The organism is Rhodococcus sp. 320_ES (assembly GCF_059691855.1).
Map to the genome: position 1 here is coordinate 580,471 of NZ_JCAWAG010000001.1, position 16,305 is coordinate 596,775.

Genomic DNA, 16,305 nt, shown 5'->3' on the forward strand with positions numbered 1-16,305 from the left:
TGTCGAGTGTTTCTCGGTACCTACACGCCCAAGCTCGACGACAAATTCCGGCTGACCGTGCCGGCCAAGTTCCGCGACGAGTTGGCTGGAGGGGTGATGGTGACCAAGGGGCAGGACCACAGCTTGGACATCTATCCCCGCGCAGTCTTCGCGGCACGGGCCGAGCGACTGGCTCAGGCGTCGCGTTCGAACCCGAGCGCGCGTGCGTTCATCCGCAACTTCGCGGGTAGCGCCGACGAACAGCATCCGGATTCGCAAGGGCGCATCACCATCGCGCCGGCGCACCGGCAGTACGCAGGCCTCACCAAGGAATGCGTCGTCCTGGGGTCCGTGGACCACCTCGAACTCTGGGACGCAGAAGCCTGGAACTCCTACTCCGACGAACACGAAGACGACTTCTCGCAGGCGGTCGACGAAGCGCTCCAAGGATTGTTGTAAAGCACCGCCGAACAAGCACGACCGGCCCGCGGTGGTTACCGCGTGGCCTCTGCCCGAACCGGACCCTGACGCACTTCCCCAGCGCCAGGTGCCGGGAGAGACCCTGACGTACTTCCCCAACGCCAGGTTCTCGCCTCGGACAGAGACCTCGCAGTACCCACCGGGCCGCGGTAACACTCATCGAGTTCGATCTTGGCCGGAGGACAGCGCATGGCGGATGGTGAGAAGGACCAGCCCCCCGCCCCGGCCTTCTCGCAGAATTCCGACCGGCCTCCGGCCTTCTCGCATGTTCCGGTTCGGCTGCACCGCGCCGACGAGCTGCTCGGTCCGGCCATCCAGGCCTCCCCGTCCCCGGTCTACGTCGACACCACACTCGGTCTCGGCGGGCACTCGGCGTACTTCCTCTCCACCTACCCGGCACTACGCCTCGTCGGACTCGATCGCGACCCCGATGCGCTGGCGATGGCCGCCGAACGGCTGGCCGAGTTCGGTGACCGCGTGACCCTCGTTCGCACCACGTACGACGGCATCGCCGACGCGTTGGTGGAAGCCGGTCTCGACGCAGAGGACTCCGTCGACGCCATCCTGTTCGACCTCGGTGTGTCCTCGATGCAGCTCGACTCCGCCGATCGAGGCTTCGCGTATTCGGTGGATGCGCCGTTGGACATGCGGATGGATCCGACGCAGGGGCCCACGGCAGCCGACATCCTGAACAACTCCACCCACGGCGAAATCGCCCGAATCCTGAGCACGTTCGGCGAGGAACGGTTCGCCGGGCGCATCGCCACGGCGGTGGTTCGTCAGCGCGAACGAACGCCCTTCACAACCAGTGGGCCGTTGGTCGAATTGCTGTACGCCAGCATCCCGGCGGCTACCCGACGCACCGGCGGGCACCCCGCGAAGCGGACCTTCCAAGCGTTGCGGATCGCCGTGAACGGTGAACTCGACTCCCTTCGCGACGCCATCGCACCCGCTCTCGCGTCGTTGCGCGTCGGCGGACGCATCGTTTTCATGTCCTACCAATCGCTGGAAGACCGCGTGGTCAAGCAGGAACTGACGCCACTGACGCGGTCCACCAGCCCAGAAGGTCTGCCGGTCGAGTTGCCCGGCAGCGGACCGCAGTTTCGGCTCCTCACCCGCGGAGCCGAGAAAGCGTCCGACGAAGAAATCGCCGACAACCCACGGTCGGCGCCCGTTCGGTTGCGCGCTGCAGAGCGAGTCTCCAGGAGGTCTGCATGAGCGTCCCCGTCAAGTCACCGCGCAGAGACCTCGAAGTCTCCACGCCGTCCGCTCGCACTGCGCGCACGGGCGCTGCCAAGAGGGCATACGAGAAGCGGCAGCAACGCGCGCAAGGACATTCCAGGTCGGGATCGGATTCTCCGCGCGCGGGCAGTTCGCTCGCGGCGCGCATCCCGTTCGTGACTCTGGTCATCGGTCTGCTGTCGGTCGGTCTGGCGCTCACCCTGCTGCTGACCACCCGCTCGACAGAGGATTCCTACGCGTTGACCGCGGCACGTCAGCAGAATCAGAGCCTCGCCGAACAGGCCGCCGGCCTCGAACGCGACGTCGAAACGGCGAACTCGGCACCCGAACTGGCCAAGCGCGCAAAGGAACTCGGAATGATTCCCACCAAGGACGTTGCGCGACTTCTTGTCACTCCGGACGGTTCCGTGCAGGTGATCGGTAAGCCGGCGCCCGCGTCGGGTCCGCCGGCTCCCGATTTCGACGCCGCGGCACCGACCGGACCGGTGGCGGGCTCGCCCAACACGACGGCGGCCGGGGCACCGGGCCGCGAGGCATTGATTCCGGTGGGAACCGGGCCCTCCGCCACACCGTCGGCCACGGCAACCCCCACACCCTCCGCCACGCCGTCTGCGACCGCGACACCCACGCCGGCACCCGCCGCAGCACCGGCAGCACCCGCACCGACCACGACGGCCCCGGCGGCGCCCGCAGCACCGGCCGCACCCGCAGCGCCCGCGGCACCCGCGGCACCCGCAGCACCAGCGCCTGCGGCACCCGCCGGCGAACAGCAGGTGCCGGCGTGAGCGCACCGACCCGCCGCCCTCCGCAGCGCACTGCGCCCCATCGCTCGACTCCACAGCGAACTGCACCTCATGGATCAGCCGGTCCGCGTGGTTCGTCGAGAATGGTCGCGCGCCGTCTCGACGGGTCGGTCTCACGTTTTCGGGTGGGCCGGTTCGTCATGTTCGTCGTGCTGGGAATCGCTGCGCTGCAACTGTTGTGGATTCAGGTCTTCCAGGGCCCGACGCTGTCCGCGCAATCGGCCAATCAGCGCTCGACCACGATCGTCGACCCCGCCACTCGCGGTTCCATCCTCGATCGCAACGGCAATCCCATCGCGTTCACGATGGAAGCCAAGGCGTTGACCTTCCAGCCCGCCAAGGTGCGTGCCGATCTGGAAGCGGCGAAGGCCAAGGACCCCTCCGAACCCGACCCCGATCGGCGCATCGACGAGATCGCCGCCGGTATCGCGTCGGCGCTCGGCTCCGTCGTGACCGAGAAGGACGTTCTGGCCAAGCTCACGTCCAAGGAGTCCTTCGTCTATCTGGTGCGCAGCGTGGACCCGGCGACCGCGGCCAAGCTGAACCAGCAGTTCCCCGAAATCGGCCTCGAGCGTCAGGACATTCGCGAATACCCCGGGGGATCGCTGGGCGCGAACATCGTCGGCGCCACCGGGTGGGACGGGCACGGCCTCCTGGGTCTCGAAAGCTCGCTCGACCCCACGTTGGCGGGCACCGACGGATCGCGAACCTACGACCGAGGGTCCGACGGCGCGGTAATCCCGGGCAGCTGGCGAGATCAGCAGTCGGCGATCAACGGCTCCAGTGTCGAGCTCACGATCGATTCCGATCTGCAGTACTACGTCCAGCAGCAAGTGCAGTCGGCGAAGGACCTGTCGGGAGCCAAGAACGCGTCCGCCGTGGTGCTCGACGCCCACACCGGCGAGGTTCTGGCCATGTCGAACGACGGCACGTTCAACCCGTCCATCGGGGTGGGCAACAACTCGCCGACCGCGCAGATGGGCAACCTGCCGGTGACCTCACCGTTCGAGCCCGGCTCGGTCAACAAGATCGTGACCGCTTCCGCCGCAATCGAATACGGCCTCACCACCCCGGACGAAGTGCTTCAGGTCCCTGGAAACATCACCATGTCCGGCGTCACTGTCAACGACGCCTGGGTTCACGGGGTCGCGCCGTACACCACGACGGGCGTGTTCGGTAAGTCGTCGAACGTCGGAACGCTGATGCTGGCTCAACGAGTCGGCGAGGATCGCTACGCCGACATGCTGCAGAAGTTCGGCCTCGGTCAGCGCACCGACGTCGGGCTTCCCGGTGAGAGCGCAGGCGACGTGCCGAGCCGTGATCAATGGTCCGGTGGCACGTTCGCCAACCTGCCGATCGGGCAGGGCCTGTCGATGACGTTGCTGCAGATGACCGGGATGTACCAGGCCATCGCGAACGACGGCGTGCGAGTTCCGCCGCGCATCGTCAAGGCGACGGTCGACGCGAACGGCAACGCCACCGAGGCACCGCGTCCCGAGGGCGTGCAGGTGGTCAGCGCGCAGACGGCGAGCACGGTGCGCGACATGTTCCGCGCGGTCACCCAGAGCGACAACGGGAACCAGCGCGGCACCGGCGTGGCCGCCGCCATCGACGGCTATCAGATCAGTGGCAAGACCGGTACCGCCCAGCAGGTCGACCCGGCGTGCAAGTGCTACTCGAACTCCAACTACTGGATCACCTTCGCCGGCATCGCCCCGGCGGACGATCCTCGGTACGTCATCGGCATCATGCTCGACGCGCCGACCCGCAGCTCCGACGGCTCGGGAGGGCAGTCCTCGGCACCTCTCTTCCACAGCATCGCGTCGTGGATGTTGCAGCGCGACGGGGTTCCGCTCTCGACCGCAGGCAAGCGCCTGGTCCTGCAGGCCGACTGAAGCCGAATTCGGCTCGCCGGTAACCTGACACGTCGGCCCAACCGAAGTGTCAGCACCCCGAAAGGAGCCGAAGAGCTCGTGCCCGTTCACTCTCCCCTCAGACCGCAGCGACCGCCGGTGACGTCGGCAACGGTGCTGGCGAAGCAGGTCGGGGCGAAGATCGTCCCGTTCGGGGGAGAGCGTGCCGCCCAGGTCACGGGCATCGAACTGCGGGCGCAGAACGTGGAGCCCGGAGACCTGTTCGCAGCGCTCCCCGGTGCCCGCTCGCACGGTGCCCGCTTCGTGCCCGATGCCATCGAACGCGGGGCAGTGGCGGTGCTGACGGACCCGGACGGGCTCGATCGCATTCGCGCGGAGGACGTGCAGACTCCGCTGACCGTGCTGGTGCACGACGAACCGCGCAGCGTTCTGGGCGAGGTGTCCGCCACGGTCTACGGCCACCCGTCCGCCCGCATGGACGTCATCGGAATCACGGGAACATCGGGCAAGACCACCACCTCCTACCTCGTGGAGAACGCGCTGCGCGCGGCCGGCCGGTCGCCCGGACTCATCGGCACCATCGAGACCCGCATCGGCGAGCAACCGGTGCCGAGCGCTCTCACCACCCCGGAGGCGCCGCATCTGCACGCAATGTTCGCCGCGATGCTCGAACAAGGCGTCGACACCGTCGTGATGGAGGTGTCGTCGCACGCTCTCGCACTCGGGCGCGTCGACGGCACGCAGTTCGCCGTCGGTGCGTTCACCAACCTGTCGCAGGACCACATGGACTTCCACGACAGTTTCGAGGACTACTTCCTGACGAAGAGTCGCCTCTTCGCAGCGGAGTCGTCGGTGCACGCCGCACGCGCGGTGGTGTGCGTCGACGACGAGTGGGGCAAGCGCATGGCGGGTATCGCGCGCGCCGCCACCGACAACGTCGTGACCGTCGGCGGGACCGCCGTCGACGCGGACTGGACGGTGTCCGAGTGGGCCGTGGACGCCGACGGTGCGCAGACGTTCACCGTCGAACCGGGCGGAGTGCAGGCGTCGCTGCGCCTCCCCGGCCGGTACAACGTGGCGAACGCCCTGCTCGCCGCGGCCGCGTGCGCCGCGCTCGACCTCGACCCGGCGGGTGCGCTCGCATCGATGTCGGACGTCGACGTGCCCGGCCGCATGCAACGCATCGACCGCGGGCAGCCGTTTCTCGCCGTCGTCGACTACGCGCACAAGCCCGCCGCACTCGACGCCGTGCTGGACACGCTGCGAAGCCAGGTCGACGGCCGAATCGCGGTCGTCGTCGGGGCGGGCGGCGACCGCGACGCGGACAAGCGACCGCTGATGGGCGCAGCGGCCGCGGCCGGCGCCGACCTCGCGGTGATCACCGACGACAACCCCCGCAGCGAGGATCCGGCGGCCATCCGAGCGGCGGTGGCCGCGGGTGCCGAGTCCGTACCCGTCGACCGCCGAGGCGAGATCCGCGTCGTGGACGGCCGACGGGACGCCATCGTCGCGGCCGTGCAGTGGGCGCGCGCCGGCGACGTGGTTCTCGTGGCCGGCAAGGGCCACGAGGTGGGACAGGAAATCGACGGGGTGAAGCACCCGTTCGACGACCGCACCGTCCTCGCGGACGCCATCGACTCCGTCATGACATCTACTGGGGGACAGCAATGATTCCGCTCACGATCGGCGCGATTGCCGACATCGTCGGAGGCACGCTGCACGACGTGCCCGACCCGTCGGCGGTGGTGAGCGGAACGGTCGAGTTCGATTCGCGCGCAACGACTCCGGGTGGACTGTTCCTGGCGTTGCCCGGAAACCGAGTCGACGGGCACGATCACGCGGCCGCAGCCGTCGACGCCGGCGCGGTTCTCGTGGTGGCTGCGCGCCCGGTCGGCGTTCCCGCCGTGGTGGTCGAGAAGACTCCGCACAGCAGTCGTGCCATGGCGCTCGAGCACGACAACGACGGCTCCGGGGCGGCAGTTCTGGATGCGCTCGCACGACTCGCGCGCGAATCGGTCTCGCAGCTCACGGCGTCGCACGGTTTGACGGTCGTCGGCGTCACCGGCTCGTCGGGCAAGACCTCGACCAAGGATCTTCTGCGCGCGGTTCTCAGCGCGGCGGGATCGGCGATCGCTCCGCCCGGATCGTTCAACAACGAGCTCGGTCACCCGTGGACGGCTCTGCGCGCCGACGAGTCCACCGACTTCCTCGTGCTGGAGATGTCGGCTCGTGGCCGTGGACACATCGCCGCGCTCGCCGAGATCGCGCCTCCCCGTATCGGTGTCGTGCTGAACGTGGGTACCGCCCACCTCGGCGAGTTCGGTTCGCGCGAAGCCATCGCCCAGACGAAGGGCGAGTTGGTGGAGGCACTACCCGCGGACGGACTGGCCGTGCTGAACGCGGACGACGACCTGGTGTCCGCCATGGCCTCGCGCACCTCGGCGCGGGTCGTCACCGTCGGTCAGGCGGAGTCGGCCGACATCCGAGCCGAGAACGTCACGCTGGACGAGACCGCCCGCGCGAGTTTCGATCTCGTCACGCCGGCGGGCACGAGCCGGGTGTCGCTTCTGGTCCACGGAGAGCATCAGGTCGGCAACGCACTGGCCGCCGCCGCGGTGGGCCTCGAGGTCGGCATGAGCGTCGATCGCGTCGCCGAGGCGCTGAGTTCCGCCGAAGCGGCATCGGCGCGGCGGATGGACGTCCGCACCCGCGGCGACGGCGTGACAGTGATCAACGATTCCTACAACGCCAACCCCGACTCGATGCGGGCGGCGCTGAAGGCGCTGGTGACCATGTCCCGCAGCGGACGTGACGGCGGCCGCAAGTCGTGGGCGGTGCTCGGCGAGATGGGCGAACTCGGCGACGAGTCCGTCATCGAACACGACCGCATCGGCCGGTTGTCGGTTCGTCTGGCGGTGAGCAAGCTGATCGTGGTGGGATCGGGTCGGCCCAGCCATGCCATGTATCAGGGTTCGGTGATGGAAGGGTCGTGGGGCGACGAAGCCGTTCTCGTTCCCGACGCGGCCGCGGCGATCGAGTTGTTGACAGCAGAGGTGGAACCGGGGGATGTCGTGTTGGTGAAGGCCTCGCAGTCGGTCGGATTGTGGACTGTCGCAGACGCGCTGCTGGAGGAGGGCCGTTGAGGCAGATTCTGTTCGCCGGCGGCATCGCTCTCGCCGTCGCCATTCTCCTCACCCCCGTACTGATCAAGGCCTTCTCCAAGCAGGGCTTCGGCCAGGAGATCCGAGTCGAAGGCCCCGCCAGTCACCAGTCGAAGCGGGGGACGCCCACCATGGGCGGCGTCGCGATCCTGGCGGGCCTCTGGGCTGGATACTGGGGGTCGCACCTGATCGGTATCGGCTACGACGCGGACGGCCCGTCGGTGTCGGCGCTGCTCGTTCTCGGCCTGACCACCGTCCTCGGCCTGGTGGGTTTCCTCGACGACTTCATCAAGATCCGCAAGCAACGCAACCTGGGTCTCAACAAGACCGCCAAGCTCGTCGGTCAGCTGTTCGCCGCCGTCATCTTCGGCATTCTGGCGTTGCAGTTCAACGGCGCCAGCGGGCTCACACCCGGCAGCGTTCAGCTGTCCTACGTCCGCGACATCGCGACCGTGTCGATGGGCGGCATCGTCTTCATCCTGTTCTGCTACTTGCTGGTGAGTGCGTGGTCCAACGCCGTCAACCTCACCGACGGCCTCGACGGACTCGCCGCGGGCTCCATGACGCTCGTGCTGGGCGCGTACACCGTGATCACGTTCTGGCAGTACCGACAGGCCTGCTCCACGAGCCCGGGTCCCGGCTGTTACGACGTCCGCGATCCGCTGGATCTGGCGCTGATCTGCGCGTCGGCGGCCGGCGCGTGCATCGGATTCCTGTGGTGGAACGCCGCTCCCGCCAAGATCTTCATGGGCGACACCGGGTCTCTCGCTCTCGGCGGTCTGCTCGCCGGGCTGTCCATCGTGACCCGCACCGAACTTCTGATGGTCGTCATCGGCGCCCTGTTCGTGGCCGAGGCCGCGTCGGTCGTGATCCAGGTGGCGGTGTTCCGCTCGAGTCGGCGCCGCGTGTTCCGCATGGCGCCCTTCCATCACCATTTCGAGCTCGGTGGCTGGGCGGAAACCACGGTCATCATCAGGTTCTGGCTGCTGGCGGCCATCTCGTCGGCAGTAGGCCTGGCGCTGTTCTACAGCGAGTACCTCTCCGCTGTCGGCGACTGACGTGGAGCTCGAATCACTGACCGGTGCACGGGTGCTCGTGACCGGGGGCCGAGTGACCGGGCGTGCGGTCGTGCCGGTCCTTCTCGATCTCGGCGCACGGGTGACGGTCGCGGATTCGGACGAGGGAGCACTCGCGCAGTGCGCCGAGCTGGGCGACGTCGCCACCGTTCGGATATCCGATCTCGACGACGCCACTCTGGCCGACTTCGCGCTCGTGGTGACCAGCCCGGGCTTCCGTCCGGGCGCCTCGCCGCTGGCCGCCGCGTCGGCTGCGGGCGTGCCGATCTGGGGCGACGTCGAGCTCGCGTGGCGAGTGGACCGCGCCGGTCGCTACGGCCCGCCGCGAACCTGGGCGGTCGTCACCGGAACCAACGGCAAGACCACCACCACGTCGATGCTCGAGTCGATTCTGTCGGCGGACGGCCGTCGCGTCGTCGCCTGCGGCAACATCGGAGTTCCGGTGGCCGACGCACTCCGGTTGGATGGCGGGCAGGCCGGAGGCCGGTCGGACAACAGTCGGCGGGCCGACGTGTTGGCCGTCGAGTTGTCCTCGTTCCAGCTGTTCTGGGCGCCCTCGGTGCGTCCCGACGCCGGTGTCGTGGTGAACATCGCCGAAGATCATCTCGACTGGCACGGCAGCATGGACGCCTACGTCGATGCGAAGCTGCGCGCCGTGTCCGGCGCCGTCGGTGTGGTCGGGCTCGACGACCCGATCGCGCGGACGCTGCTGGGCCGCGCGAGTGCCGACAGGACGTTCGGGTTCACCGCCGCCGAGCCGGAGGCGGGCCAGATCGGTGTCAGGGACGGCGTCGTGGTCGATCGGGTCTTCGCCGACGGCGAGTCTCTGGCCGACGCCGCGTCCATCGAACCGCCCGGACCGTCGGGTCTGCAGGATGCCCTTGCTGCGACAAGCGTGGCGAGGGCGGTGGGTGTGTCCGCGAACGCGATCGCCGACGGACTGCGCGCCTTCCGAGTGGGGCCGCATCGCGGGGCCGTGGTTTGCGAACTCGGGGGAGTGACGTTCGTCGACGATTCGAAGGCCACCAACCCGCATGCCGCGCGGTCGGCGATCCTGGCTCACGACCGGGTCGTCTGGCTCGCCGGAGGGCTGCTCAAGGGCGCACTCGTCGACGATCTGGTGCGCGACGTCGCCTCACGTCTGGGCGCCGCGGTCGTGTTCGGCCAGGATGCCGACCAGATAGCCGAGGCACTCGCGCGACACGCACCCGATGTTCCCGTGGTTCGCGTCCCGTCAGGGGACGATGCAGGAGTGGTCGATGATACTGATGTGACTGACGGTGACGAAGTGATGAGACAAGCGGTCCGGGCGGCGGCGTCCCACGCCCAGTCGGGGACCGCAGTCCTGCTGGCGCCGTCCACCGCATCGTTCGATCAGTTTCGTGACTACGGCCACCGCGGTGACAGTTTCGCCGCCGCAGCGCGGTCGTTGACGCCGGAAGATCTCGCCGGGGGTACGCGGTGAGCCGGGTGGGCGCTCCGCCTCAGTACGGCGACCATCAGGTCGCGCCGTCCGGTCCACCCCAGCGGAAATCGGTCGGGGCCGTCCGGATGCGGATGGACGCGTGGACCAATCGTCCGCTGGCCTCGTTCCATCTCGTCGTCACGGTGGCGGCACTGCTGACCACGCTCGGCCTGGTGATGGTGCTCTCCGCGTCGTCGGTCGAGGCGATCTCCAGCGACGGATCGGCCTATAGTCTCTTCACACAGCAGCTCATCGGTGTCGGCCTCGGGCTCATCGCGTTCTGCCTCGTTCTCCGCGTGCCGGTACGGATTCTGCGCAAGCTGTCGTTCCCACTGTTCCTCGTCTCCGTCGTGCTGCTCGTTCTGGTGCTCATTCCCGGTATCGGTTCCGAAGCGCAGGGCGCCCGACGGTGGTTCGTGGTGGGGTCCATCTCGTTCCAGCCGTCCGAGTTCGCCAAGGTGACGTTGGCGATGTGGGGTGCCCACCTGCTCGCGTCGAGGCGCAGCGAGGGCGCACCGCTCAAGGCGATTCTCATTCCGCTGGTTCCGGCCGCGCTCGTCATGTGCGGTCTGGTCGTGCTGCAGCCGAACCTCTCCACGGCCATCGCGCTGGGCATCATTCTCGTTGCGCTGCTCTGGTTTTCCGGAGTCGACGCCCGGCTGTTCGCCGCCATCTTCGGCGGCGGCATGGTCGTGGCGACCACGCTGGCGTTCACCGCCGGCTACCGATCGGACCGCGTCAAGGCGTTCCTCAACCCGGGCGACGACCCCCAGGGACTCGGCTACCAGTCGCAGCAGGCCAAGTACTCGCTCGCCGACGGCGGACTCTTCGGGCGCGGTCTCGGCCAGTCACGCGCCAAGTGGAACTATCTTCCCAACGCGCACAACGACTTCATCTTCGCCATCATCGGCGAGGAGCTCGGTCTGATCGGCTGCTTGGTGATCCTCGGCTTGCTCGGTCTGTTCGTCTACACCGGCATCCGCATCGCGATGCGCTCGGCAGATCCGTTCCTGCGCTTGCTGACTGCGGCGTCGACGACCTGGGTGTTCGGACAAGCCGTCATCAACATCGGTTACGTCATCGGCTTGCTGCCGGTGACCGGACTGCAGTTGCCGCTCGTCTCGTACGGCGGTTCGTCGACGGCGATCACCCTGATGATGTTCGGCATCATCGCCAACGCTGCCCGGCACGAACCCGAGGCCATCGCCGCCTTGGCCGCGGGACGCGACGGGAAGTTCGGCCGCCTGCTCAAACTGCCCATGCCCGAACCGTATTCGGCCACCCGCGCTGCGGTCGCGCGCGCCCGCTCCACGCGCAAGCCGGTGCCGCCCGTCAAACCGACGACGGCGCGTACCGCCAGGAAAGCGCAGAGCGCCGTGGGAGCCGGCCCACGACGTGCGGAGCCTCGACGCGCCGAGCCCCGCCGCACAGATCGTCGCAACGAGAACCCCGAACGGAGACCGCGCAGGTGAGCTCGACTCCGAGGACCCTCTCGGTCATCGTCGCCGGTGGAGGCACGGCAGGTCACATCGAACCGGCACTCGCGGTCGCCGATGCGCTCCGCGAACTCGATCCGACCGTGCGCATCACCGCCCTGGGGACCGAGCGTGGCCTCGAGACGACCCTGGTTCCGGCGCGCGGCTACGAACTCGCGCTGGTTCCGCCGGTCCCGTTGCCGCGCAAGCTCACCGGGTCGCTGGTCAAGTTGCCGGCGCGCGTGGTGTCGTCCGTGCGTGCCACGCGCCGCGTCATCGATCGGGCCGAGGCGGACGTCATCGTCGGCTTCGGCGGTTACGTGTCGGTGTCGGCGTACCTCGCAGCCGGGCGGGGTCCGCTCCGCCGATCGCGCAAGGTGCCGGTCGTGGTGCACGAAGCCAACGCGAGTGCAGGGATCGCCAACAAGGTGGGCGCTCGGATCGCCGCTCGGGTTCTCGCGGCGCAAGCCGGATCGGGCGTCACCGGACGCGCTAGGCCGGACGCGGAGATCGTCGGAATACCGGTACGGCCGGCCATCACCGATCTCGATCGCCACGCGTTGCGTGCCGAGGCCCGCGCGCATTTCGGACTGCCCGCGGACGGTCCGGTTCTGCTCGTGACCGGCGGATCGCAGGGTGCTCGGTCGCTGAACGAGGCCGTCTCGGGGGCCGCGGCCGCGCTCGCCGCGGCCGGAGTGTCGGTTCTGCACGCGCACGGGCCGAAGAACTCGGTCACGGTCGAGCAGACGAACCCGGAGCGTCCCTACGTGGCCGTGCCGTACCTGACCAGGATGGATCTGGCCTACGCCGCAGCGGACGCCACGGTCTGCCGGTCGGGTGCGATGACCGTTGCCGAAGTGTCTGCCGTGGGTTTGCCCGCGTTCTACGTACCCTTGCCGCATGGCAACGGAGAGCAGGAGTTGAACGCGCGGTCGGTCGTCGCCGCCGGCGGCGGCGTTCTCGTGGCCGACGCGGAGATGACGTCGTCGTTCGTCGCGACGACCGTCGTCGACCTGTTGACCGACGCACCTCGCATCGCGGCCATGAGTGCTGCCGCGGCCGGTGCCGGTCACAAGGGCGCGGCCGAGCAGGTCGCTCGGATCGTCCTCGACGTAGCCCGTGGACCGCGCCCATGACCGACGCTCCGCTTCCTCCCGAACTCGAGCGGGTGCACATGGTGGGCATCGGCGGCGCCGGCATGTCCGGAATCGCCAGGATCCTGCTCGCGCGGGGCGGTCAGGTGTCCGGGTCCGACGCGAAGGAGAGCCGCGGTGTGGTCGCGCTACGAGCGCGGGGCGCGCAGATCCGGATCGGGCACGACGCGGGCGCGCTGGACATGCTCGACGGTGGTCCGACGGCGCTGGTCACCACGCACGCGGCCATCCCCAAGACGAATCCCGAACTGATGGAAGCGAATCGGCGAGGAATTCCGGTTCTGTTGCGCCCGACCGTCCTCGCGTCCCTGATGACGGGGTATCGAACGTTGCTCGTGTCCGGTACTCACGGCAAGACCTCGACGACGTCGATGCTCGTGGTGGCCCTGCAGCACTGCGGGTTCGACCCGTCGTTCGCTGTCGGCGGCGAGCTCAACGAGGCGGGCACGAACTCACACCACGGCAGCGGCGGCATCTTCGTGGCCGAGGCGGACGAGAGCGACGGCTCCCTGCTGCAGTACGACCCGGATCTCGTCGTCGTCACCAACATCGAGGCCGACCACCTCGACTACTTCGGCAGCGTCGAGGCCTACGTCGACGTGTTCGATCGTTTCGCCGCTCGATTGAGCGAGGGCGGAACGCTTCTCGTGTGCCTGGACGATCCGGGCTCACGCGACTTCGCCTACCGCGCCGCGTCCGCGCTGCCCGGCGTTCGCGTGCTCGTGTACGGCAGCGAGGCGCCCGCTCCCGATTCCGGCGTCGAATTCGCCGCCGCGTTTCTCGGGTGGGAGCCCAAGGACGTCGGCGGAGTCGTCGAATTCCAGCTGGCCGGCGAAGCACGTGCGCGCACCGTCCGGCTCGCGGTACCCGGAAAACACATGGCGCTCAACGCATTGGCCGCACTGGTGGCCGCGCTCGAGTCCGGCGCCGACGTCGACGAGGTCCTCGAAGGACTCGCGGGCTTCGGCGGTGTGCACCGGCGCTTCCAGCTTCGCGGTCGTGAACGCGGCGTTCGCGTGTTCGACGATTACGCCCACCACCCCACCGAGGTGCGCGCCGTCCTCGGCGCCGCAGCGGATCTGGTGGCGACCGCCGACACCCCCGCGCGCGGCCGTGTCGTCGTCGTCTTCCAGCCCCATCTGTACTCGCGGACCGAGACCTTCGCCGTCGAGTTCGCGCACGCGCTCGATCTGGCCGACGAGGTCGTCGTCCTGGACGTGTTCGGTGCGCGGGAAGAGCCGGTTCCCGGTGTCAATGGCGCGCTGATCGCCAGGGCGGTCACGAAACCCGTGCACTACCAACCGGATCTGTCCCTGGTGCCTCGTCAGGTCGCCGGATTGTGCCGAGCCGGCGACATCGTGGTCACGATGGGCGCCGGCGACGTCACCATGCTGGGATCGCAGATCCTCGACGCGTTGCGCGCAACGACGGCGAGCCGGGAACCGTCGTGAGTTCGAGGGGGTCCACCCGAACGCGCCCGGCCGCGACGCCGCGCCGCGTTCAGCCCGATCGCAGGCGCGCGCGCCGCACGCCGTCGCGTCCGCCTCGACGGGTCCGGCGGCGCACCTGGGTCGTATCCCTCGCGATCGTCGTTCTGCTCGGTGCACTGGGCGGTTTCGGGTACTTCGGTCCGGTGCTGGCGGTCAAGACCATAGACGTCGACGGCAACGTCGCGGTGGACACGCAGCAGATCGTGTCTCTGCTCGATGTTCCGATCGGACAACCACTTCCGCGCGTGGACACCGACGGAGCCGCCAATCGTGTCGCCACCATCCCGAAGGTGGCGTCGGTTCGTGTGCAGCGGGTGTATCCGTCGACGGTTCGGGTGACGGTCGAGGAGCGCAAGGCCGTCGTGTTCTTCGACGCCCCCGACGGAACGCACCTGATGGATGCCGCGGGTGTCGACTTCGCCGTCGAGCCGTGGCCGCCCGGCGCGGTACAGCTCGTGGTGGCGTCGCCGTCCTTCGGAAATCTGGAGACACGGGCTGCGCTGGCCGTGCTGACGTCTCTGCCCCCGCAGTTGAGGTCTCAGATCGCCCGTATCGACGCGCCGAGCATCTCGGCCGTGTCCATGACCCTGCTGGACGGTCGAGTGCTGGTGTGGGGGAGCAGCGAGGATTCCGAACGCAAAGCAGCAGTTGCTCTTCCGCTGTTGACGCAACCGGGACAGACGTACGACGTGTCGAGCCCCGATCTGCCGACCACGCGCTGAATCTCTCTCAACTTTCTCCGCGTGTTCCGGCGCGCCTAATCGACCGTCCGCGCGTGTGTCTCTACGGTTTTGACAGTCGATCACTTGACATAACTATGAACCTATGGTTCAGGTTGAGGGTTTGGCACATCTCACAGACCGCACAGTTCCACGCAGAAATAACCACGGAAGGCGAGAGCCCATGACGCCCCCGCACAACTACCTCGCCGTAATCAAGGTCGTCGGCATCGGCGGCGGCGGCGTCAACGCGGTCAACCGCATGATCGAACAGGGACTCAAAGGAGTCGAGTTCATCGCGGTCAACACCGACGCGCAGGCCCTGCTCATGTCCGACGCCGACGTCAAGCTCGACGTCGGCCGCGAACTGACGCGTGGGCTGGGCGCCGGAGCCGATCCCGAGGTCGGCCGCAAGGCCGCCGAAGACCACAAGGACGAGATCGAAGAGGTGCTCAAGGGCGCCGACATGGTCTTCGTCACCGCGGGCGAGGGAGGCGGCACCGGCACCGGTGGAGCGCCCGTCGTCGCCAGCATCGCGCGCAAGCTCGGTGCGCTCACCGTCGGCGTCGTCACGCGGCCGTTCTCCTTCGAGGGCAAGCGTCGCGGCGGCCAGGCCGACGTGGGCATCCAGGGTCTGCGCGAATCCTGCGACACCCTCATCGTCATCCCGAACGACCGACTCCTGCAGCTCGGCGACGCAGCCGTCAGCCTCATGGACGCGTTCCGCAGTGCCGACGAAGTACTCCTGAACGGCGTTCAGGGAATCACCGACCTCATCACGACCCCCGGTCTGATCAACGTCGACTTCGCGGACGTCAAGGGCGTCATGTCCGGCGCCGGAAGCGCGCTCATGGGAATCGGTTCCTCGCGAGGTGAGGGTCGCGCCATCAAGGCGGCCGAATCGGCCATCAACTCCCCGCTCCTCGAAGCATCGATGGAGGGCGCTCGCGGAGTGCTGCTGTCGATCGCCGGCGGGTCCGACCTCGGACTGTTCGAGATCAACGAGGCGGCCTCGCTGGTCCAGGAAGCTGCACACATCGACGCCAACATCATCTTCGGCACCGTCATCGACGATTCGCTCGGTGACGAGGTCCGCGTGACCGTCATCGCCGCCGGATTCGACAGCGGCGCCCCCGCCCGTCGACCGGTGGAGTCCGCCGGAACCCACGCCCGCGCGCAGGTGAACAACGGACGGGCCGGCGAGATCTCCTCGGACGAGTCCGGACCGGCCGTCTTCCGCGACACCTCGCCGTCGGCCCCCAGCAGCCTTCCGCCGCTGGGCAATCCGGGTAACGGCCGACGCGTCCCGATCGCGGACGACGAGGGCGAAGACGATGTGGACGTGCCCTCCTTCATGCGGAGATGACCGAAACTCCCGATCGTTCCG

At 68.4% G+C, this 16,305-nt stretch carries 13 protein-coding genes; all 13 read left to right on the forward strand.

Annotated features, from left to right (window positions below; all coding sequences use genetic code 11):
• Positions 1–6: 6 nt before the first annotated feature.
• The 13 genes from mraZ (at position 7) to ftsZ (ending at position 16,284) form a co-directional block, all read left to right on the forward strand.
• The gene (gene mraZ, locus AC59JP_RS03000) at positions 7–438 is read left to right on the forward strand and encodes a division/cell wall cluster transcriptional repressor MraZ (RefSeq protein ID WP_497324138.1); all 432 of its coding nucleotides are present in this window, start codon (positions 7–9) and stop codon (positions 436–438) included.
• A 210-nt stretch (positions 439–648) separates the two neighbouring features.
• Positions 649–1,677: a 16S rRNA (cytosine(1402)-N(4))-methyltransferase RsmH gene (gene rsmH / locus AC59JP_RS03005; RefSeq protein WP_497324139.1), complete on the forward strand. Its 1,029-nt coding sequence runs from the start codon at positions 649–651 to the stop codon at positions 1,675–1,677.
• The gene (ftsL, locus tag AC59JP_RS03010; RefSeq protein ID WP_497324140.1) at positions 1,674–2,486 is read left to right on the forward strand and encodes a cell division protein FtsL; all 813 of its coding nucleotides are present in this window, start codon (positions 1,674–1,676) and stop codon (positions 2,484–2,486) included. Before rsmH ends, ftsL begins: the two co-directional genes overlap by 4 nt.
• Before the next feature lie 101 nt (positions 2,487–2,587).
• Positions 2,588–4,399 (forward strand): peptidoglycan D,D-transpeptidase FtsI family protein, encoded by a 1,812-nt coding sequence (locus AC59JP_RS03015; protein WP_497324141.1) that lies wholly within the window; start codon positions 2,588–2,590, stop codon positions 4,397–4,399.
• Positions 4,400–4,477: 78 nt separating this feature from the next.
• Positions 4,478–6,049 (forward strand): UDP-N-acetylmuramoyl-L-alanyl-D-glutamate--2,6-diaminopimelate ligase, encoded by a 1,572-nt coding sequence (locus tag AC59JP_RS03020; RefSeq protein WP_497324143.1) that lies wholly within the window; start codon positions 4,478–4,480, stop codon positions 6,047–6,049.
• The gene (locus AC59JP_RS03025) at positions 6,046–7,521 is read left to right on the forward strand and encodes a UDP-N-acetylmuramoyl-tripeptide--D-alanyl-D-alanine ligase (protein WP_497324144.1); all 1,476 of its coding nucleotides are present in this window, start codon (positions 6,046–6,048) and stop codon (positions 7,519–7,521) included. The genes AC59JP_RS03020 and AC59JP_RS03025 overlap by 4 nt, the downstream gene beginning before the upstream one ends.
• Positions 7,518–8,597 carry a phospho-N-acetylmuramoyl-pentapeptide-transferase gene (mraY, locus tag AC59JP_RS03030; protein WP_497324145.1) on the forward strand — a complete coding sequence of 360 codons (1,080 nt, stop codon included), beginning with the start codon at positions 7,518–7,520 and terminating at the stop codon, positions 8,595–8,597. Before AC59JP_RS03025 ends, mraY begins: the two co-directional genes overlap by 4 nt.
• Position 8,598: 1 nt before the next feature.
• Positions 8,599–10,080, forward strand: coding sequence for a UDP-N-acetylmuramoyl-L-alanine--D-glutamate ligase (gene murD, locus AC59JP_RS03035; protein ID WP_497324146.1), 1,482 nt, complete (start codon positions 8,599–8,601; stop codon positions 10,078–10,080).
• An 86-nt stretch (positions 10,081–10,166) separates the two neighbouring features.
• Positions 10,167–11,552, forward strand: a complete 1,386-nt coding sequence (ftsW, locus tag AC59JP_RS03040) for a putative lipid II flippase FtsW (RefSeq protein ID WP_497324845.1) — start codon at positions 10,167–10,169, stop codon at positions 11,550–11,552.
• Complete coding sequence (murG, locus tag AC59JP_RS03045) at positions 11,549–12,691, forward strand: undecaprenyldiphospho-muramoylpentapeptide beta-N-acetylglucosaminyltransferase (RefSeq protein WP_497324147.1); 1,143 nt, start codon at positions 11,549–11,551, stop codon at positions 12,689–12,691. Before ftsW ends, murG begins: the two co-directional genes overlap by 4 nt.
• Positions 12,688–14,160, forward strand: a complete 1,473-nt coding sequence (murC, locus tag AC59JP_RS03050; protein WP_497324148.1) for a UDP-N-acetylmuramate--L-alanine ligase — start codon at positions 12,688–12,690, stop codon at positions 14,158–14,160. The genes murG and murC overlap by 4 nt, the downstream gene beginning before the upstream one ends.
• Positions 14,157–14,921 (forward strand): cell division protein FtsQ/DivIB, encoded by a 765-nt coding sequence (locus AC59JP_RS03055; RefSeq protein WP_497324149.1) that lies wholly within the window; start codon positions 14,157–14,159, stop codon positions 14,919–14,921. Before murC ends, AC59JP_RS03055 begins: the two co-directional genes overlap by 4 nt.
• A 181-nt stretch (positions 14,922–15,102) precedes the next feature.
• Positions 15,103–16,284, forward strand: coding sequence for a cell division protein FtsZ (gene ftsZ, locus AC59JP_RS03060; RefSeq protein ID WP_497324150.1), 1,182 nt, complete (start codon positions 15,103–15,105; stop codon positions 16,282–16,284).
• The last annotated feature ends 21 nt before the right edge of the window (positions 16,285–16,305 follow it).